General features: G+C 46.2%; 18 protein-coding genes. 7 read left to right on the top strand and 11 right to left on the bottom strand.

Annotated features, from left to right (window positions below; translation table 11 throughout):
* Window positions 1-13: 13 nt before the first annotated feature.
* The 3 genes from BUR42_RS12800 to BUR42_RS12790 all read right to left on the bottom strand — a co-directional run bounded on the left by BUR42_RS12800 (window position 14) and on the right by BUR42_RS12790 (window position 6,248).
* Entirely contained in the window at window positions 14-1,852 is a 1,839-nt protein-coding gene (locus BUR42_RS12800) for a RagB/SusD family nutrient uptake outer membrane protein (RefSeq protein WP_200798255.1), read from the bottom strand.
* Window positions 1,853-1,862: 10 nt separating this feature from the next.
* On the bottom strand, window positions 1,863-4,925 hold the full coding sequence (locus BUR42_RS12795) for a SusC/RagA family TonB-linked outer membrane protein (RefSeq protein ID WP_234979667.1): 3,063 nt from the start codon (window positions 4,923-4,925) through the stop codon (window positions 1,863-1,865).
* Window positions 4,926-5,354: 429 nt separating this feature from the next.
* A complete protein-coding gene (locus BUR42_RS12790) occupies window positions 5,355-6,248 on the bottom strand; it encodes an AraC family transcriptional regulator (RefSeq protein WP_074240579.1) in 894 nt (297 codons plus the stop codon).
* 188 nt (window positions 6,249-6,436) lie between these two features.
* Here BUR42_RS12790 and BUR42_RS12785 point away from each other — a divergent pair, with 188 nt between their 5' ends.
* From BUR42_RS12785 to BUR42_RS12770, 4 genes are read left to right on the top strand one after another with little or no spacing between them, the layout of a single operon-like run.
* Window positions 6,437-7,660 carry an enolase C-terminal domain-like protein gene (locus BUR42_RS12785; protein ID WP_074239605.1) on the top strand — a complete coding sequence of 408 codons (1,224 nt, stop codon included), beginning with the start codon at window positions 6,437-6,439 and terminating at the stop codon, window positions 7,658-7,660.
* 2 nt (window positions 7,661-7,662) lie between these two features.
* Window positions 7,663-9,288, top strand: coding sequence for a sodium:solute symporter (locus BUR42_RS12780; protein ID WP_074239604.1), 1,626 nt, complete (start codon window positions 7,663-7,665; stop codon window positions 9,286-9,288).
* 6 nt (window positions 9,289-9,294) lie between these two features.
* Window positions 9,295-9,699 (top strand): L-rhamnose mutarotase, encoded by a 405-nt coding sequence (locus BUR42_RS12775; protein WP_084185542.1) that lies wholly within the window; start codon window positions 9,295-9,297, stop codon window positions 9,697-9,699.
* A 12-nt stretch (window positions 9,700-9,711) separates the two neighbouring features.
* Window positions 9,712-10,485 carry an SDR family NAD(P)-dependent oxidoreductase gene (locus tag BUR42_RS12770; protein WP_074239603.1) on the top strand — a complete coding sequence of 258 codons (774 nt, stop codon included), beginning with the start codon at window positions 9,712-9,714 and terminating at the stop codon, window positions 10,483-10,485.
* Here BUR42_RS12770 and BUR42_RS12765 read toward each other — a convergent pair.
* Together BUR42_RS12765 and BUR42_RS12760 are read right to left on the bottom strand one after the other, a co-directional pair.
* A complete protein-coding gene (locus tag BUR42_RS12765; RefSeq protein WP_074239602.1) occupies window positions 10,478-11,065 on the bottom strand; it encodes an alpha-ketoglutarate-dependent dioxygenase AlkB family protein in 588 nt (195 codons plus the stop codon). The genes BUR42_RS12770 and BUR42_RS12765 overlap by 8 nt on opposite strands.
* Window positions 11,044-11,286, bottom strand: coding sequence for an Ada metal-binding domain-containing protein (locus BUR42_RS12760; protein WP_074239601.1), 243 nt, complete (start codon window positions 11,284-11,286; stop codon window positions 11,044-11,046). The genes BUR42_RS12765 and BUR42_RS12760 overlap by 22 nt, the downstream gene beginning before the upstream one ends.
* A gap of 252 nt (window positions 11,287-11,538) precedes the next feature.
* Here BUR42_RS12760 and BUR42_RS12755 point away from each other — a divergent pair, with 252 nt between their 5' ends.
* Both BUR42_RS12755 and BUR42_RS12750 read left to right on the top strand, forming a co-directional pair.
* On the top strand, window positions 11,539-12,102 hold the full coding sequence (locus tag BUR42_RS12755; protein ID WP_074239600.1) for a hypothetical protein: 564 nt from the start codon (window positions 11,539-11,541) through the stop codon (window positions 12,100-12,102).
* Between the two features lie 240 nt (window positions 12,103-12,342).
* On the top strand, window positions 12,343-13,293 hold the full coding sequence (locus tag BUR42_RS12750; protein ID WP_074239599.1) for a bifunctional helix-turn-helix transcriptional regulator/GNAT family N-acetyltransferase: 951 nt from the start codon (window positions 12,343-12,345) through the stop codon (window positions 13,291-13,293).
* Here the strand turns inward: BUR42_RS12750 and BUR42_RS12745 are convergent.
* The 3 genes from BUR42_RS12745 to BUR42_RS12735 form a co-directional block, all read right to left on the bottom strand.
* Window positions 13,290-13,901, bottom strand: coding sequence for a sterol desaturase family protein (locus BUR42_RS12745; protein ID WP_234979666.1), 612 nt, complete (start codon window positions 13,899-13,901; stop codon window positions 13,290-13,292). The genes BUR42_RS12750 and BUR42_RS12745 overlap by 4 nt on opposite strands.
* 190 nt (window positions 13,902-14,091) lie before the next feature.
* Window positions 14,092-14,550 (bottom strand): RidA family protein, encoded by a 459-nt coding sequence (locus BUR42_RS12740; protein WP_074239598.1) that lies wholly within the window; start codon window positions 14,548-14,550, stop codon window positions 14,092-14,094.
* Between the two features lie 40 nt (window positions 14,551-14,590).
* Window positions 14,591-15,907: a hypothetical protein gene (locus BUR42_RS12735; RefSeq protein ID WP_143197433.1), complete on the bottom strand. Its 1,317-nt coding sequence runs from the start codon at window positions 15,905-15,907 to the stop codon at window positions 14,591-14,593.
* Between the two features lie 152 nt (window positions 15,908-16,059).
* On the opposite strand from BUR42_RS12735, the gene BUR42_RS12730 reads away from it, so the two are divergent.
* On the top strand, window positions 16,060-16,839 hold the full coding sequence (locus tag BUR42_RS12730) for an alpha/beta hydrolase (RefSeq protein WP_074239596.1): 780 nt from the start codon (window positions 16,060-16,062) through the stop codon (window positions 16,837-16,839).
* Between the two features lie 54 nt (window positions 16,840-16,893).
* Here BUR42_RS12730 and BUR42_RS12725 read toward each other — a convergent pair whose 3' ends face one another.
* The 3 genes from BUR42_RS12725 to BUR42_RS12715 are packed head-to-tail and all read right to left on the bottom strand — an operon-like array spanning window position 16,894 to window position 18,554.
* On the bottom strand, window positions 16,894-17,277 hold the full coding sequence (locus BUR42_RS12725) for an iron chaperone (RefSeq protein ID WP_074239595.1): 384 nt from the start codon (window positions 17,275-17,277) through the stop codon (window positions 16,894-16,896).
* 11 nt (window positions 17,278-17,288) lie between these two features.
* Window positions 17,289-17,756, bottom strand: a complete 468-nt coding sequence (locus tag BUR42_RS12720) for a DUF4199 domain-containing protein (RefSeq protein WP_074239594.1) — start codon at window positions 17,754-17,756, stop codon at window positions 17,289-17,291.
* A gap of 51 nt (window positions 17,757-17,807) precedes the next feature.
* Complete coding sequence (locus BUR42_RS12715) at window positions 17,808-18,554, bottom strand: helix-turn-helix transcriptional regulator (RefSeq protein ID WP_074239593.1); 747 nt, start codon at window positions 18,552-18,554, stop codon at window positions 17,808-17,810.
* Window positions 18,555-18,578: the final 24 nt, after the last annotated feature.

Genomic DNA, 18,578 nt, shown 5'->3' with positions numbered 1-18,578 from the left:
AGTGAAAATTGGGTTACAGCCATGGTGTGTTCTGCGTGAGGTTTGGATTACGGTCACGTTCACCCGGAGGTATCCTGAAAATATAATTCTGCTGGTACGTTCTTTCCGGCGTGTTTTGATAATACCGTGTTATTTGTCCGCCATGTGTATCCAGCCGCCATACGCCCGGGCCTGCAGGGGCTCCCCAGATCCTTTCAATTGCTCTCCATCTGCGGATGTCAAAACCACGTTGGCCTTCACCGATCAGTTCAATGATCCTTTCCTGTTCAATGGCACTAAAGAAAGTGGCTTTATCTGCAGTTTTTGATGCTGCCAGCGGTGGAAGTTTCCCCCTGTAGCGTACTTTGTTCACCAGGGCGATGGCATCTGCCTGTGGGCCGGTGGCGAAATTGGTAGCTTCTGCATACATCAGGTATACATCTGCCAGGCGGATCACCGGCCATGCATAATTACCTTCACTGCGGCCCAGCCCGGGATAGTTCCTTACAAACTTGCGGAAGATGTAACCGGAGTTAACACCATCAGGGAAAGAAGTAACATAATTCACACCATCTATTACGATAGGAGCGCTGTTTGATTTATAAACGAAGGGGAAGAAGCCGGTGGACTTCAAACTGGTGAGCCCAATGCTCATTTCCATATCCCAAATGAGGGATGCTTTCATCCTGTAATCACGATCGGCGTAGCTCTGTGGGTTTACTGCCGAATTAAGCGTTGTTCTGCCAGCTCCGGTGGGAGGCATTGGTTTCAAAGGAGGTGCGAAATCGCCGGTTGTTGTCAATTGGTAACGGTCTGCAATTTCATACCTTGGGTGTACCCATAGTTGAGAGCTTTCAACGGTACGTGTTCCCAGGTTACGCATCAGTTCTTCTCCCTGGCCTGTACCTGTTCCACCATGTGTGAAGTACAGGAGGTTTTCCCCATCACCATTTGCCACAGGCATAAAGAGGTAGAAATAGTTGGGGAGCTTTTCCGCTTTTCCGAGGGCGTCAATTTCTCCGGGTTCTCCATTCCTGAACAATACCAGGCCGTAGTCGTTGATCACTTTCCTGAAATCATCAGCTGCTGCAGTATAGGCGGCGGTGGCAGTTGCGGCATTGGGAACAAAACCTGCTAATTCCGGCCAGCCGAAATTATTCCAGGAGGCCCAATATAATTGCACTTTACCACGGAGGGCCAAAGCTGCGGGTTTAGCCATACGGCCTATTTCTGTACTTTTATTGGGCAGCTTTTCAAATGCATAGTTAAGATCTGCGAGGATAGAATCCTTTACCTGGCCGATGGGAGTACGGGGGATCTTCGCTACTTCACTGTTATCGTTCACTGTTTTGCTGATGTAAGGAACATCTCCCCACATCGATATCAGCTTAAAATAGCAGAGACCGCGCAGGAGTTTAGCTTCACCGGCTATTCTTTCCAGACTGGGTTTAGAAGTTTCATTAGCGGCTGCTATCATGACGTTTACATTATCGATCACATAGTTGCAGCGGTTCACGCCACCATACAGATAGCGGTACATTTTATCCCATTTATCTGCATAGTTGGTAGGATCGTAGATGCCGGAATTTCCCTGGTAAGCATCCCCTGTTACAAGATTGGTAGGAGCTGCCATGCCGCGTACCCTGGTATATTCTCCATGTCCTTCCATCATGTAATCACGGTCGAATACATAACGTGTATCGGCATATGCGCCCATGAGTGCCATGGTGGCATCTGCTTCTGTTTTCCAGAACTGCGCATACGGCAATTCTACAGTAGCTTTCTGGTCCAGCAGGTTTTTGACGCAGCCGGAAGTGAAAGCTAGGCTGACAACAGCACCTATCAGATATATTTTTGCAATTGATCTTTTCATGATTATAAATTTAAAAGCCCACATTAACACCTGCGGAATATGATTTATTCACGGGGTATGCATTACTCCTGTTGCCTGTTGCTTCAGGATCAAGACCGCGGAAGTTGGTAAGGGTCATAATGTTCTCTGCGGAACCGAAAATGCGGAATGAATTCACCCCGATCCTTTTCAGCAAATTGGAGGGGATAGTATAGCCAAGCTGAATATTTTTCAGGCGGAGATAGGTCATATCATCCAGCCAGAAAGAAGTTTCCTCCCTGTTAGCATTCCCGGATAAACGTGGTAATGAACCACCCCTGTTATCCAGTGACCATATGTTGTACCATTGGTCCCAGGTCCAGGCATATCTTTTTGCGGAAGGGCTGGTGTTGTTGTAGTTATTCATGATATAGTCCTTACGACCGGTAGCACCCTGGAAGAGGAAAGAGAGGTCAATACCTTTCCAGCCTACATTTGCGCCCAGGGCAAAGTAAGTAGTGGGGCGGTCGCGCTGGATGTTTGGATAGGCTTTCTTATCCTCTGCAGTGATCCTGCCATCTCCGTTCAGGTCTTTACGCAGGATATCTCCGGGGGATGCGTTCTGTGGCGTGGCATTGTATACATCTTCCCAGGTTTGTGCAACACCGAGGTCTTCAAAAGTATACAGGAAGTGATAGGGCATATTCAGGAAGGTGTAACCTTTACCGAGGAATTCGTTCCATTTTTCGAGGGTGGTACTGTTGTAGGAACCATTCAGGTTTACGCCGTATTTTATTTCGCCGATCTTGTCTGACCAGGTAAGGTTTAATTCCACGCCCTTGTTACGGAGGTCACCGATATTCCTCCTTGGCGCATCATAAGCACCTGTGAGCATGATAGACATTTCGGAAGGCCGTACCATACCTGTGGTTAGGCGGTTGTAATAATCCAGTTCGGCAGACAGCCTATTATCGAAGAAGCCAAGGTCCAGACCAATGTTCAACACCGTATTCTTTTCCCAGCTTAAAGAGCTGTTCACCAGTTTCCTGTTCACAAATCCTTTGCTTGCGTTATCACCTATCATGTAGGCTGCGTCTGCCAGCGTGGGTTGTTGTTCATACCTGTTGATACCACTGTTGTTACCGAGAGAACCATAGGAGATCCTGAATTTACCCTGGCTCAGGATATTTTCTGTGTACTGTTTGATGAAGTTTTCTTCCGTAAAACGCCATCCTAATGCAACGGAGGGAAAGAAGCCATACTGGTGGCCTGGCAGGAATTTGGAAGAACCATCAATACGACCATTGAATTCAAAGAGGTATTTATTAAAGGCAGTATAGTTAAAACGGCCGATGTAAGAAAGCAGCCCTTCCGTACTGGAATTACCGCCTGTTGTTTGTGTGGTGGTGAGTGCTGCATCAATTTCATGCAGGGTAGGATGGAGCCTGTCGTTACGGGTGGATCCCTGGTAACGGTCATACCAGTACTCCTCCGTATATACTACCATGGCACTTATCTCGTGGTTCTTTGCAAAAGTTCTTTTGTAGTTAAGGCTACCGTTCAGCAATGTTTTATACCCTGTATTGGTAAAGTTACCTACGCCGGCATTGTCTCCAACGTAAGTGCGGGTGCCGAAAGTATTGCTCTGGAAGTTGTAGGCCCTGTTAGGCGTAGCAGCATTCCAGCGGAATTGGTTGTAGTAGTTCAGGGAATAATCAACACGTGCTGTTAATCCTTCAATGGGGGACCAGTCCAGGTAGAACGTACTGTTGGCTCCCTGCCTGTTCTGGCGGTTGAGTGTATTCTGATATACCGTAAATGGATTGTATGCCTGCGCATCTTCATTGTAAGCCATTACACCACCATAGTAACCTGATACCGGATCATAGGGGGTAATACCTGCTATGGCATACTGAAGGTCAAAACCAGCGGTATTGGAAACGTTGTCGTCTGTAAAACCATCTTCCAGCGCATATACGAATTTGGTCCAGCTGCCGTTGAAACGCACACCCACGTTCATATTTTTGCGCAGTTTGTAATCATAGTTAAAGCGTGCATTGTAACGGGTAAAATCGTTATTGATCTGCAAGCCTTTTTCATCCACTACGCCTAAAGAGATGAAGAAGTTAGAGTTCTCACCACCACCGGCAGCGGAAACATTATAATTCTGTAACTGTCCATCGCGGATGATCACATCCCACCAGTCTGTATTAGGATAACGAAGGGGATCGATCATACTCATGGCCATCCACTGATCGATAGTACCATCTTTAAAATCCCACAGGGGGCGTAAGGTTCCAACAGCAGCCTGGCGTTGATGCATGGTAAGCCCGCGTGCATAGTCTGGCATGAAATCAAAGGCCTTTGTAGGTTTGGTAAGTGCTAAAGACCCGCTGAAGTTGAGCTGTGTTTTCTTCAGGCCTTTACCGGATTTGGTGGTGATGAGGATCACACCATTTGCGGCACGGGAACCATATACAGATGCAGAGGTGGCATCTTTTAATACAGAGATGCTTTCAATGTCGTTGATGTTGATCAGGTTGATGTCCACATCCGGCATACCGTCCACTACTACCAGCGGATTGGCATTATTTACCGTGCCTAATCCCCGGATCATCAGGGCTGCACCATTACGGCCAGCCATACCGGTAGATTGGGTAACGGCTAAACCAGGCACCAGGCCTGAGAGTGCTGAGGAAGCATTTGGCAGGGCGCGGCTGGTGATGGCTTCATCTACTTTGATAGCAGAAACAGCACCCACCATGTTCACTTTCTTTTGTGTACCATACCCTACTACCACTACTTCTCCCAATGCTTTCTGGTCAAAAGTCATTTGGATATCTACTCCTTTAAAATCAGCATAAGCCTGCTCCTGTTTGGCATAACCGATAAAGGTAAATTCAAGGATGCCGGAAGCAGCAGCAACCTTCAATGAATAAAATCCGCTGGCATCCGTAACGGTACCTTGTTTACTTCCTTTTAAAGTTACTGTTACTCCGGGTAAAGGTGTTTTGGATTCATCTGTAACGCGGCCACGGAGTTCGCGTGTTTCCTGTTGATAATAAGTAGACGTTGGTGTCCTGTTCGCCGATGCTGCTGTGGATAAGCATGTCACAGGTATCCAGGCTAAATATATCCACCGGATACGCAGCCAACGAGGAGTCGGACAGAGTTGTAAATAATCTGACATAACGCTTTATTTAAAGTGAGGCAAGAAATGGAATGCCCTGGGCGAGATCACTCACCCCTGGGAACAAATAATAAGTACCACATACATGCAAACGATTGCATAATGCGGCAGTGTTTTAGCTTTGCTTTGTTTTTAAACTCATCGTGGGAATAATGTTGTTTTTGGTTTGTGGAATTTGTTTAGTTCACGTCCTGGTATTGATTTTGGCTTGCTACCGGGTCCTCGATTTATGACCTGAAACAAAAGTATATAAAAAAAACAATCGATTGCTCTTTTTTACCTTAAAATAATAGTATTTTCAAATGAAGGGTAGTAAGTACACTTCCTGGAGGGTTGGAAAATGCAGGAGAGGCGTTAGGCTTTTTTCTTCCGTAATACCCTGTATTGCTCGGGAGACATCTCCATGAGCTTTTTGAACAGGCGGGAAAAATAATAAGGATCATCGTAGCCTATGGCTTTCGCGATATCCTTGATCTTTATGGTAGCATCATAAAGTAACTGGCAGGCCTTCTGTAGTTTAAGGTGAATTAAATAATCGATGGGAGACATGCCGGTTGCCTTTTTAAATAAGTTGGAAAAATGAGAGGTGGATAATTTGTGGCGGGCTGCCAGGTCTTCCACTGTTACTTTCAGGTCCAGGTTGTTGCGCATGAACAGGATGGTTTCTGTTACCAGGTCCGGCTCTTTTCCGCTTTGCTGTTCCTCGTGTTTCTCCGGATAGAGGAAAGTAGCCAGGAAGTATGGCAGGCAGAAATTAGCATTGGTGAGATTATCTTTACTATAACCCATTTCCAGGCTCTGATACATGTGCTCCCAGATCTTAATAGACTTTTCATTATAGGTAATGTTCCGCGGGCCATCTTTCTCTGTGATCTTAAGCGCAGCATTAAACGTATGCATATCCTTACCGCTGTAATGTACCCAATAGATGGTCCATGGATCATCAACATCTGCGCCGTAGCGCATGTATTGTGAAGTGGCAGGGATCTGAATGAACTGCCCCGGCCCCACATTGTATCTTTTATTGCCAATGATGTACCAGCCTTTTCCTCTCAGGCAGTAGATGAGGATATTATCTGCACAACCTTTCCTGCGTTCCCGGTAATGATAGGCCGCTTTAGGGAAATATCCTATGTGCGTAATGTAGATCTGTGTAACTGGAGTGTTGTTCTTATGAATGATATCAGGCAGGCTGATCAGCTTCTGTCCTTCAAATCCATCTTTTCTTTTCTGTATGCTCGTATTCATGAATAATCCGGTTTGCCTGTTCAGGCGGGTTGTGTGCCGTAAGCGGGAAGCTTTAATGGTGCATTGTTTCATTTAAAATTAACTAAAATAATCCATAGCACAAGCGTAAAAGGATAATCCATTAAGGTTGGTGTATACTCTATTTCAGGGTTTGCATTTTAGGGATACCTTAGCCCTACTTTAGCATTATGATAAACAAGATAGTTGTTAGTGACAGGCGTTTCCCACTCAGCAAGGGTGCAGGAAGTGATGCCATACACCGTGATCCGGTATACTCGTACGCTGTAACGGAACTAACGGATAACAAAGGGAACACGGGAACCGGTTTCGCTTTTACATTAGGTGAAGGGAACGATCTTGTATGCAAGGCTGCACAGTTCTATGCTGCAACTTTGCAGGGCAGGGATATTGAAGAGATCATGGGAGACTTCGGGAACATCTTCCGTCAATTATCGAATGAGCAACAGTTCAGATGGCTGGGGCCGCATAAAGGAGTGGTGCATTTGGGGCTGGCAGCTGTAACCAATGCCTGCTTTGACCTTTGGGCAAAAAAGCGTGGAGTGCCTTTATGGAAATTACTGACCAGCCTGCCAGCAGCAACTATCGTGAACACACTGGACCTTTCTTATCTTGAAGATGAGCTGACCCGGGAAGAAGCGCTGCAATTACTGGAAAGCAACCGCAGCAGCATGGCTGAGCGGGAGGGGATCATTCACAGTGGTTATCCGGGATATGATACTTCTGTTGGCTGGTTCAATTATTCCGATGAGGAGGTACGGGCCAATTGCAGGAAAGCAGTGCAGAACGGGTTTACCGCCATGAAGCTGAAAGTGGGCGCTGCGGATGCTGAACGGGATATCAGGCGCGCACATATCGTGCGCGAAGTAGCAGGGGATGATGTGAAGATCATGCTGGATGCCAACCAGCAATGGACATTGCCGCAGGCAATGAAGATCTGTAAAGTGTTGCAGTCCATGAATCCGTATTGGATAGAAGAGCCAACACACCCTGACGATGTATTGGCGCATAAAGTACTGGCGGATCACATCGCGCCAACTAAACTGGCCCTGGGGGAACATGTACCTAACAGGATCATCTTTAAAAACTACCTGCAAACCGGCAGTGCCGGTTTTATACAGGTAGATGCTGTGAGAGTGGGAGGAGTGAGTGAATTCATTACGGTGAGTTTATTGTGCCGTAAATTCGGTATCCCGGTAGTGCCGCATGTGGGAGATATGGGGCAGTTACATCAGCATCTTGTGTTATTCAACCATATTGCCATGGGGCATGAAGCATTATTCTTAGAACATATTCCACATCTACAGCAGCATTTCATTCATCCGGTACACATCAGGGATGGCAGATATATCACCCCTATGGAACCGGGCAGCAGCTGCGATCTGAAAAAGTAAACATGATCAGTAATCTGGACCTCACCATTGCAGGCCTCTACATCCTGGCTATTCTATTCATTGGCCTGTGGGCCGGTGCCGGGAATTTTAATAAAGGTGCCAATGAATATTTCCTGGCAGGGAAGCGGTTAACCTGGCCGGCGATCGGGCTGGCATTGTTTGCCACCAATATTTCCACTGTACACCTGGTAAGCCTTGCGCAAAGTGGGTTTGATTCAGGGTTACTGAATGGTAATTTTGAATGGATGGCTGTGTTTGTGCTGATCACCCTTGCCTTGTTATTTGTGCCTTTTTACATCAGGTCAGGTGTATCCACGTTACCGGATTTCCTGGAGAAACGGTATGATAAAGCTTCGAGGGATTGGCTGGCCGGCGTGTCCGTAGTGTCTGCCATCATTGTGCATATTGCATTTTCCATGCTGGCAGGTGGCATTGTGCTGAAAACACTTTTTGGTATGAACATGTATGCCAGTGTGATCATTATCTCTCTCATTACGGCGGTATATACGATTGTTGGAGGCTTGCGCGCAGTGGTGATCACAGAGTCCATACAAACAGTAGTGTTGCTGAGTGGTGCTGTTATTATCAGTATCGCAGCTTATCATAAGATGGGCGGATGGCATGAGATGACGGCTGTATTGCAGGCAGGCGGGGAGCTGGATAAATTATCTATGTTAAAGCCACATGGCGATAGCAGCGGAATGCCCTGGTATGCTGTTTTCCTGGGATACCCGGTAATAGGGATCTGGTATTGGTGTGCGGACCAAACGATCGTACAAAGGTTATTAGGTGCAAAGGATGAAGATCATGCCAGGGCAGGGGCTTTGTTCTGCGGGTTCCTGAAGATATTGCCGGTATTTATTTTCGTGTTGCCGGGGCTGTTAGCTTATGCTTTGTATAAAACAAACCTGCTGGACCTGAGCAGTATCACTTCTGAAAAAGGGATAGAGAGCAAGGGTATTTATACTTTAATGATCACGCAATTATTGCCCAGTGGCCTGATAGGTGTATTGGTGGCAGCATTGTTATCCGGTTTGATGAGCCAGGTATCCGGTGCCCTCAATGCTGTATCCACCATTGTTACCTATGATTTCTATCAACGCTACCGCCCTGGTACGGAGGATAAAAAGCTGGTGAGGATGGGAAGGGTGGTAGCTGGCGCGGCGCTGGTCATTTCTTTATTCCTGCTGCCTTTGCTGAATAGTTACGAAAGTATTTTTGTGGGCTTGAATGATATCATTGCACATATTGCGCCACCCATCACCTGTGTGTTTGTATTGGGTATCTTCTGGAAGAAGGCATCTGCACCTGCTTCGAAGTATACGTTATGGATAGGTTCTGCTTTAGGGGTAGGTGTATTTGTTTTCACAAAAACTTATCCCGGCTCTGTATTGGGGCAAATACCTTTTATGCTGATGGCCTTTTACCTGTTCTTTTGCTGTGTGCTGGTGCAGGTAGTATTCTCTTACATCTACCCGGTGCAGCACACTACGGAGAGTGAAAAACTTTACTGGAAGTCTCCCCTGGAACCATTGGCTCACAAAGGATGGAAGGGGCTGGCGAATTATAAGGTATTGTCTGCCTGCCTGGTGGCTATTATGATCGTTTTGTATTTACTTTTCAAATAGATCAGGATGCGTTTATTCAATCTGTTACTGTTTTTTATTGTATTGCAGGCTTGTGGGACCAAACAGGTTACTGTTCAGCGTTATGGTTCTGTTACCGGCCTGAAGCCGGAGAAACTGGCTTATTACAAGGAGTTACATGCCAAGGCCTGGCCTGGTGTATTGAAGAAAATTAAGGAATGTAATATCCGGAACTATTCTATCTATCTCCGGAAAATAGAAGCGCAGTATTTCCTGTTCAGCTATTTTGAATATACAGGAAAGGATTTTGAAGGAGATATGAAAAAAATGGCGGCAGACACTACTACCCAAAGGTGGTGGCGTGAAACTGCGCCCTGCCAGCAGCCGCTCCCGGAAGCAGCAGCGAAAGGGGATACATGGGCAACCATGGAAGAAGTATTTCATGCAGATTAAAGAAGAAGGTGTATGCAAGCATTAAAAGATAAGGTCATATTCCTTACCGGTGGCTCCATGGGCATCGGGTATGAATGTGCCGTAAGATATGCGGAAGCGGGTGCGGGTGTGGTAGTGGTCACTAACGATCAGCTTTCCCTGGAAGCCGCGATGGCAACATTAGGCCCCGGTCACCTGGGTATTTTATGCGATGTTACCATAGCAAGGGATGTGCAAAGTGCCATAGAAAAAACACTGGCACATTATGGGAGGATGGATGTGATCCATAATAATGCCGGAATAGCCGATCCTTCCAAACCATTACATGAAACCTCCGAAGAAGAATGGGAGAAGGTGCTGGACACTAACCTGAAAAGTGTTTTCCTTACCTGCCGTTTTGGAATAGAAGCCCTGAAAGCAACGAAAGGCTGCATTCTGAATACAAGCAGCCTGGTGGGAGCTATCGGGCAGGATAATCATGCAGCGTATGCTGCAACCAAAGGAGCCATGAATGCATTGACCAAATCCATGGCCATTGATTATGCGCCGTACCAGGTAAGGGTGAATGCAGTAGCACCGGCTGGTGTGTGGACGCCCATGTTGCGGCAATGGAGTAAGGAACAGCCTGAGGGTTCGGCCGGGGAGGAATATCTCAATAACATCCACCTGCTGGGGTACTGCCCGGAGGCAGATGTGATTGCGGATGTTTGTATTTTCCTGCTGTCTGATAAAGCCCGTTTTATTACAGGGCATATCATGCCGGTGAGCGGAGGCGCGGAATTAGGTTACCGTAAAGTACTCAGATAATTGTTCTGAAAGTAAGATTGATCCTGCCACCGGTAACTTTTAGTTCCTTTGGAATGCTATGGTACCAGTGATGTTGGGTAGTACCTTTCATCAACAGGAAGCTGCCGTGAGTGAGGCGTATTTTTGTGCGGAGGGTTTTATCAACGCGGTGTTTCAGATGGAAGTACCGCGAGGCGCCAAAACTTACAGAACCGATCACGGGATTGTTGCCCAGCTCTTTTTCATTATCCCTGTGCCAGCCCATGCTATCTTTTCCATCCCTGTAATAATTGAGCAATACGCTGGTGAATGTATGCTGAGCGATCTGTTCTATCCTTGTTTTGATCATTAAGAGTTCCGGCGTCCATGCATGCGGCGTCATAGTGATGCCGGTGTAGCTGTAGGCTTTATCGGCATCGCCATACCAGGCAGTGAGGCGGGGTTGCATGATCTCTTTACCCATGATGAACACAGGTTCCTGTTTCCATTGGATATTATTGATCAACGCTGAAAAGAGCTGATCACTTTCTTCCGGGGAAAATAATGCCGGGTAGAAATAGACGGCTCCGTCAACAGGTATCAGGTTTGTGACTCCTTCCATTGTTTGTATTTTTGAGGCAGGCAGTGACCGCAGGGCCTGTATCCCCGGGCTATGGCTTCCTTTTCATCTTTGAAGAATACACGGTTCTCTTTTTTCATCCTTTTACCGGAAGAGCAGGTGAGCAGACCGTAGATCTTTGCTTTTTTATAACCACCCAGGGTTATATCTCCTTTCCGGATCAGCTCACCCAGTTTATCTTCTATGGCGGTATGGTGTAGCATGGGGCAAAGATAGGGCTCCTTTTTAACCCGTTAAACCCGGAACTTGCTGATAAATTTTCACGGCGCTTTGTTCAATTGAATGGGCATACCTGGTTCGACAGCCGTAAGATTACTTTCTCTTTATCTTGTCGGGTAGCCTTTAACATGGTTTAAATTTAACAAATCCTTCTAAACCGGCACATGAACTTTCCTGTTGAATTGTTATGATTTACGGCGGCATTTCTTTTTAATTAACAATTTAAAAAACAGGAAATGAAAAAGGTAGTATTGTTAATGGCCGTAGTGATGGCGGCGGGTTCCTTACAGGCACAAAACACAATTGCCATGGTAGGTAAGGACAAGAAAGAGATCAGGAAAGAAAGGCATGAAAAGCGGGTGGCCTTAAGAGCGCTGGAGGGCAAGGAGGTTAGTTTTCAATCTAAAGAGAAGTTTGCCTTTGATTTTGGCGATGTGCAGGATGTACAATGGGCAAGGTCGGGTTATTATGATGAGGCTACTTTCACCAACCAGGATGGGAGGAAAACAACTGCTTACTACGATATTACTTCGCAGCTGGTAGGCACTACTTCTCCCCGGCAATTCAGCGACCTGCCGATGAGTGCGCAGAAATATATAAAGAAACATTACCAGAATTATGAAGGTGCGCCTGTGCTGATGTTTGACGACAATGAGGCCAATGATACAGATATGCTGCTGTACGGAACGCAGTTTGATGATGAAGACATGTATTTCATTGAAGTGCAGGATGGTGTTAAGACTGATGTGCTGAGGGTAGAGATGGATGGAGCGGTTTCGTTGTTTAAAGAGTTGAAGTGAGTTTTTAAAGGCCCCGGGATAAAGTATGATCCCTTTGTTTAAGGAACCGTGGGGATAAAATGCGGTCACTTTGTTTCATTTAAAGAACAACATTTTATATAAAAAGGCCTCCCAATGAACTGCCCCCAGAAGTTAGACACTTTTGGGGGCATATCACCCAAGAGGCCTTTTTTATTTTTATTTGGCCGGTATTTCACTTCTCCCTAAATTTACGTAACCAGTTACGTAATTATATACACAATGAACTTCTTTGATACGGTAGGTAAGCTGGCCATCGGCAGCAGGCTCCGCTTACTGAGTGAAAAAATAACAGAAGACGCTGCCCAGATCTTCAAGCTGTATAACATTGATATGCAACCGAAATGGTTCCCTGTTTTCTATGTGCTTTCCACGGAAGGGGCCAGTACGGTAACAGCTATTGCCAGGGAAATAGGCCATTCTCATCCTTCGGTGAGCAAGATCGTTACGGAAATGGCTAAGAAAGGGTATGTGAAGGAGAAGAATGATAAAGCAGACGGGCGGCGCAATATGGTAAGCCTCTCACCCAAAGGAAAGGAGATAGTGGAGAAGATCCAGGACCAGTATAAGGATGTGAACAATGCCGTGGAAGATTTGTCTGCAAACACCCGGAACGATCTCTGGAAGGCTATCGGGGAATGGGAATTTTTACTGGAGCAGAAGTCGCTCCTGCGCAGGGTGCAGGAACAGAAAAAGGAAAGGGAGAGTGCCAGGGTACAGATCGTGGATTACAAACCTGCGTACCGGGAGGCCTTCAGGGCGTTGAATGAGGAATGGATCTCCACCTGGTTTAAAATGGAAGAAGCGGACCATAAAGCGCTGGATGATCCCAGGGGCTATATCCTCAATAAAGGAGGTCACATCCTTGTGGCTTTATATGAAGGGGAGCCGGTGGGCGTTTGCGCTTTGATCAAAATGAAAGACCCGGCGTATGATTTTGAACTCGCCAAGATGGCGGTTTCTCCCCGTGCACAGGGCAGGAACATTGGCTGGCTGCTGGGAAATGCAGTGATTGAAAAGGCCCGTTCCCTCGGCGCACGCAAATTATACCTTGAAAGTAATACTGTTCTGAAACCGGCCATCAACCTGTATTATAAGCTGGGCTTCCAGAAAGTGACAGGGCGGGCCACTCCTTATGAACGTTGTAACATCCAGATGGAACTGAGCATTTAGTCAAAGAAAGTACCGAACATCCTGTCCCACAAAGAGGTGCTTACACCGAAGCCTTTTTCTTCACTTTTATAGTGATGCAGGTGGTGATTGCGCCACAAGGGTTTCATGAATGGAAAGGGCGGGTTCCAGGCATGGATGGCATAATGTATACTCCCATAGATCAGGTATCCGAACAGGAAACCGGGAAAGAACATGAAAGCAATGTTTTGCATCAGGAGGTACATGATGCCAAATATAGATGCGGCTAACAGGATGCTGGGAACAGGCGGCATAAACAGCCGTTGCCTGTCCCGCGGGTATTCATGGTGATTGCCATGGATCATATAGGCCAGTTTCTTTAACCTGGGGTTTTCGCTGACCATATGGAAAACGAAACGGTGCATTACGTACTCGAAAAAGGTCCAGAATAAAAGTGCTCCCGCAAATAAGCATGCAATGGTTCCCGCCGCAAACCATAATACGGCATAACTATAATAGATCATATAGATGATCAGGGGAAGGTACATGCCCCAGATGATGAGGGGATGTGTTTTGGTCAGCATTTCCAGGTACCTGCTTTCAAATAACCTGGCCTGACCTTTATTTTTGATCTTCCGTAATTCCATCATTATTCCTTTTTTGCATTCAACAGCCGCTTCAGGGCCAGTATGATCACTAATATCAGCATCGGCTTTTTGATGGCAAAAATGCAGGAGCAAGTCCTTTACACAAGAGAATTTCCCTTGAGTTGCAGGATTTTGACCCTGGACTGTAAAATGTGGGTATTCAGCCGTGAGAACAACGGGATGTTACCTGAATTTATTTTTTAGGAATAATGGCAGTAGCTTCAATCTCCATCAACAGGTCTTCCCGGAATAATCTACTAACCTGTACCAGTGTACTGGTGGGAGGTTTGGTGGTATTGATGAACTGGTTCCTGGCATTCCGGATCTCCTCGATCCTGGAAACATCCACGGTAAAGTATCCCAGTTTTACAAGATGCTCCATGGTGCCGCCGTTGGCTTCCAGGATACTTTTGATGTTGCGGAATGCCTGTTCTGTTTGTTTACCGATATCTCCTTTACCTACCAGGTTACCTTCTTTATCAAATGCTACCTGGCCTGCAATGATCACCATAGTGCAGGTGCCGAGATCTATCACCGCTGCATGGGAATAACTTTTGGGGGTGGCAAGGGAGGGAGGGTTAATTAGTTTTACTGTTTGAGAAAAGGAAGAGAACGACAGCAGTAGTAATGGAAGAAATAAGGTCTTTTTCATATAGCTGGGTTTTAGATATAAAACTAACGAAAATCCCTCTTTACTCATATAAACGCAATACCTTTTCATCATAAGAACGTTGTGCAGATGCACTGGTATTGGTGTAGTACTTCGCCATTTTTGTCAATCGGATCACTTCATTACAGATCCCGGAAAGTATGGCCGGGGGAGTTTGATTCCTTTGCGCCATCAGCTGATCGGTGGTTTTATCTTTACCCCAGTAGGCAGCCAGGAATGCATCATATTCTGCAATGGTCACTTTTAAAGCAGCAAGGTGGCTGGCCCAGATGTTCTTGTTCGCCAGGGCCTCCTGTATTTTTACGGGATACAAAACAATATTGTAAGCAATGTCCAGCGGGCGGGTTTCTTTTCCTTTGCCGGCTTCGCCATGTTCTACGATGGGTAATGCTTTAGCGCGTTCCTCTAATTGTTCGCTTAGTTGCTTATTTACATCGGCGAAGTATGCTTCAGTTCTTTCCTGTAAAGGTTTTACAACTGTACCTAATTCCTGGCGGTGATTAAAGATGGCGGTTATTTTTTGATCGATGGTGATATTGAGTGCAGCATTATCTGTTTTTTTGGGAAGTTCATTACCAACAAATCCATTTTCCTTTTTGAAGTTTTCGTATTCTTCCTGTTGTTTTGGCACCGTCATGTGGTTGAACTTAGCTGCATAGTTGGGATCTTTCATCATCTTTTGGGTAAATGCTCTTTTGGGATCGCCATCTTCACCGGGCGGATCTTGTTTCACCTTCTCTGCCATTTGCTTTGCCAGTGCCTGCCGTTCTGCGGGACTCATGTTCTGAAGTTTTTCCAGTCCTCCCATTTGCTGGATCATGGGGTTGTTCTCCAGGTCCTGTTTGGCTTTGTAAGCAGTGGGTACAGTGGTGAAAGTGGGTGCATTCTTTTGGATCTCTTCTTTTAACTGTTCCTGGTAAGCTTCTACTTTTTTAATGTAAAGGGAATAAATGTCCTCTCCCGGGCCTGGTTTCATGGTCTTTTTAGCCAGGGGCAGACTGATGACGGGTTCCGGCATATCTGAGATAAGTTGCAGGAATTGCCTGTCCAGCCCTGCGGAGCCTCCTGAGAAAGCTGATCTCCGGGTTGCCAGTTCCTGTTTCATTCTTTCGCTTTCTGCATCCAGGAGGGCAATGCCCTGGTCTGCCACGTCTGACAGGAGATACAGGTCTGCTACTTTTTTGATGTCGGAGGTTTTTGCAATATCCGCTTTGCTGATTGCTGCGAAGGTTTCGTCTAATTGTTTTTTGTAATTGATGGGGTTGCGCTTTTGCGCGAAGGTGCCGGAAACAAAGGTCATAAGGACCAATGTTAACAGCCAGGGGTGCCGCTGTTGCATAACAAACTTTTTAATTTAGGCGCAAGTAAGTTCATATTAACCGGCTGGCAGCGGATAGGCTGGCTGAACTGCCTGTTTGGGTGTATGAATTGATTATTGTACTTTGTATAAACGTGTACCCCTTATTCTAAACCTCTAAATCCTGTACTATTATGGAAACTTCTAAAACTATCTTATTCGTGACGGGAGCATTTGTTACTCATCATTGCTGGGATGAGTGGAGAGCGTATTTTGAAAGCAAAGGATATAAAACTTTAGCCCCGGCCTGGCCCTTTAAAGATGGTGATGCCCCCACCCTCCGGAGCAGGCAGCCTAACGATGTTGATCTGGCTACCTTAACCTTAAAAGAAGTGATCGATTCCTATGCGAATGTGGCAAAGTCCTTACCGGAAAAACCGGTCATTATAGGGCATTCATTGGGAGGCCTGATGACGCAGATCCTGGTGAACCGGGACCTTGCTTCCAAAGGAGTAGCCATTCATCCTGTACCACCACTCGGCGTTTTTCCCTATGAATTTTCTTTTCTGAAAGGCGGCTGGAAATCGCTGGGTTTATTCACTTCGCTGAAGAAAACCTATATGATGTCTTTTAAAGACTGGCAGTATGCTTTTGTGAACGGACAGCCTTTGGAAGAACAACAGGTGGCGTACGAAAAGCTCACCGTTCCTGAATCCAAAACAGTGGCCAGGGGAGGATTAAGCGGCGCAGCCAGGGTTGACTGGGATAAACCGCATCCCCCCTTGCTGATCACTTCCGGCAGCTGGGATAACATTATCCCTGCACATCTGAATGCCCGGAACTTTAAGCGGTACAAAAAGAACGGGTCTGTGCTGGAGTATAAGGAGTTCCCGGGCAGGAATCACAATGTGCTAGGCCAGCCTGGCTGGCAGGGAGATGCGGATTATGTACTGGACTGGATCCAAAAGCATTAAGCGGAGGCAACTATGCCAGGGCTGTTCAGGAACATTGATCCTGGTACAAAAACACTAACGCTTTTTTGGTTTCGTTTTCAGGCTTGCTTTTTCAAGGTTTTCCTTCATCCTTATCTGTACGATCTCTTTGATCAAAGGGAAGGGCATCGGTTTGTTCAGCGGGAATTTGATGGTGCTCTTCCCCAGTTCATAAGGCACTGCCTTTGCTTTCAATACCTCAATGGTTTTGGCACTGGGGAAGGATAAGGAAATATGGTCCTTATAAGCAGAATAATAGATAAGCATACCATGGAACTTCAGTGCCGGTAACTGGTAGCTGATCACTTCTTCTGCCCCGGGAGCTGTTTTCCTGATCACCTGCCTTACTTCTTCCAGTATAGCTTTGCTTTCTTTCGGCAAGGTTTTCATGTAGTCTTCTACGTTTTCAAAATTTGACATGATCGGATGTTTTATTTACGGCGTGTAAAAGCTGCTGCTACCAGGGAAAAGATCAAGCCTGTAACAGGGCCGGCTATTAACCCCGTAATAATAAATGTACTTAAATTAAATTGTTGCGCTGCCTGCTCCGGAGACATCTGGCCGGTGTTAACCATATAACGGATGATGTTGGGAAAAAGCTCGGGGGATATCAGCCTGGTGGAAATAAAGGTAGTGAGTGTTCCCAGGATGGTTACAAACAGCGTAAGTACCAGGCCGCTGATCAACCCCTGTTTATAGGTTTGGGGGCCTTGCTTTTTCTTGTCGAGTAATGCCAGGAGGTAAATGATGAAGCCGGGTATAAGTACCAGCGAGTTGAAAAGCTGAAGTTTGTCTATCCGGGAATCAGTCATTCCTGATAATTTACCAATGAAGGCCCAGGCAATTGCCATGGCGGAGAAGATCAATGCCCATTTTACCTCGGTTTTGTATTTGTTCATTTTACATTGTTTTAATGTTCAGAACAAAACTATACCGGGGTTGTGACAGCCTTATGTCAGGGGTTTAAAATTCCTGGCTTTTTCTTCTTCTCTTTCCCTGGCCTGCTCAAAATACTTCTGGAGCGTCATTTTATGCAGCTCGAATTTTTCCGGTAGCAGTTCCAGGCTTTTGATCCTGTCCAGCCGGAAGGCCCTGTAGTCTTTCCGCAGATCACACCAGGCCATGACCAGCCAGTTTTCCTGCGCGCTGTTATAGAGGCCAAAGGGCTGGATCTTCCTTTCCGTGCTTTCATCTGTTTCCGGGCTGTAATAGCTGATCCGGGTAACGTTGAAGTTGGTAAGGGCCAGTTGCAGCTGTGAGAGATATTTGCTGGTCTTTACTTCCTCGTAGTTATTCTTATAAATGATACGGGAAGAAAGGAGATCTATTTTATCTTTTGTATGATGGGGGAGTACAGACCTGATCTTGTTGATAGCGGCGGTATACTCTTTCACAAAAGAGGCATCTTTATCTTTGAGGATGAATTGCTCTGCCGTGATGAGGGCATTGGCTTCTGTTTCTGTGAACATTACCGGCGGAAGGCGATATCCTTCCATAATGGAATATCCTTTTCCATCTTCCGTGAGGATAGGTACCCCGGCCTGCTCGAGGGCTTTAATATCCCGGTAGATGGTCCTTACGCTTACTTCAAACTTGTCCGCCAGCATGGTTGCGGTGATCAGGCGTTTGGACTGTAGTTGAATGAGGATGGCAGTAAGCCGGGAAAGCCGTTTTAGGTCGTTGTCATTATCATTCATCCTTTAAATTTACGTGATTTTACT

Source organism: Chitinophaga niabensis, assembly GCF_900129465.1.
Classification (GTDB): Bacteria; Bacteroidota; Bacteroidia; order Chitinophagales; family Chitinophagaceae; genus Chitinophaga; species Chitinophaga niabensis.
The sequence above is the reverse complement of the archived record's forward strand: the minus strand, read 5'-3'. Positions and strand labels throughout refer to the sequence as shown.

Excerpts from the sequence above, each read along its gene's own strand:
- BUR42_RS12740 (WP_074239598.1), bottom strand. The coding sequence starts at position 14,550 with ATGAAAAAGACCTTATTTCTTCCATTACTACTGCTGTCGTTCTCTTCC.
- BUR42_RS12775 (WP_084185542.1), top strand. The coding sequence starts at position 9,295 with ATGCGTTTATTCAATCTGTTACTGTTTTTTATTGTATTGCAGGCTTGT.
- BUR42_RS12780 (WP_074239604.1), top strand. The coding sequence starts at position 7,663 with ATGATCAGTAATCTGGACCTCACCATTGCAGGCCTCTACATCCTGGCT.
- BUR42_RS12765 (WP_074239602.1), bottom strand. The coding sequence starts at position 11,065 with ATGGAAGGAGTCACAAACCTGATACCTGTTGACGGAGCCGTCTATTTC.
- BUR42_RS12785 (WP_074239605.1), top strand. The coding sequence starts at position 6,437 with ATGATAAACAAGATAGTTGTTAGTGACAGGCGTTTCCCACTCAGCAAG.
- BUR42_RS12715 (WP_074239593.1), bottom strand. The coding sequence starts at position 18,554 with ATGAATGATAATGACAACGACCTAAAACGGCTTTCCCGGCTTACTGCC.
- BUR42_RS12730 (WP_074239596.1), top strand. The coding sequence starts at position 16,060 with ATGGAAACTTCTAAAACTATCTTATTCGTGACGGGAGCATTTGTTACT.
- BUR42_RS12750 (WP_074239599.1), top strand. The coding sequence starts at position 12,343 with ATGAACTTCTTTGATACGGTAGGTAAGCTGGCCATCGGCAGCAGGCTC.
- BUR42_RS12725 (WP_074239595.1), bottom strand. The coding sequence starts at position 17,277 with ATGTCAAATTTTGAAAACGTAGAAGACTACATGAAAACCTTGCCGAAA.
- BUR42_RS12790 (WP_074240579.1), bottom strand. The coding sequence starts at position 6,248 with ATGAATACGAGCATACAGAAAAGAAAAGATGGATTTGAAGGACAGAAG.
- BUR42_RS12770 (WP_074239603.1), top strand. The coding sequence starts at position 9,712 with ATGCAAGCATTAAAAGATAAGGTCATATTCCTTACCGGTGGCTCCATG.
- BUR42_RS12755 (WP_074239600.1), top strand. The coding sequence starts at position 11,539 with ATGAAAAAGGTAGTATTGTTAATGGCCGTAGTGATGGCGGCGGGTTCC.
- BUR42_RS12735 (WP_143197433.1), bottom strand. The coding sequence starts at position 15,907 with ATGCAACAGCGGCACCCCTGGCTGTTAACATTGGTCCTTATGACCTTT.
- BUR42_RS12800 (WP_200798255.1), bottom strand. The coding sequence starts at position 1,852 with ATGAAAAGATCAATTGCAAAAATATATCTGATAGGTGCTGTTGTCAGC.
- BUR42_RS12720 (WP_074239594.1), bottom strand. The coding sequence starts at position 17,756 with ATGAACAAATACAAAACCGAGGTAAAATGGGCATTGATCTTCTCCGCC.
- BUR42_RS12760 (WP_074239601.1), bottom strand. The coding sequence starts at position 11,286 with ATGCTACACCATACCGCCATAGAAGATAAACTGGGTGAGCTGATCCGG.
- BUR42_RS12745 (WP_234979666.1), bottom strand. The coding sequence starts at position 13,901 with ATGATGGAATTACGGAAGATCAAAAATAAAGGTCAGGCCAGGTTATTT.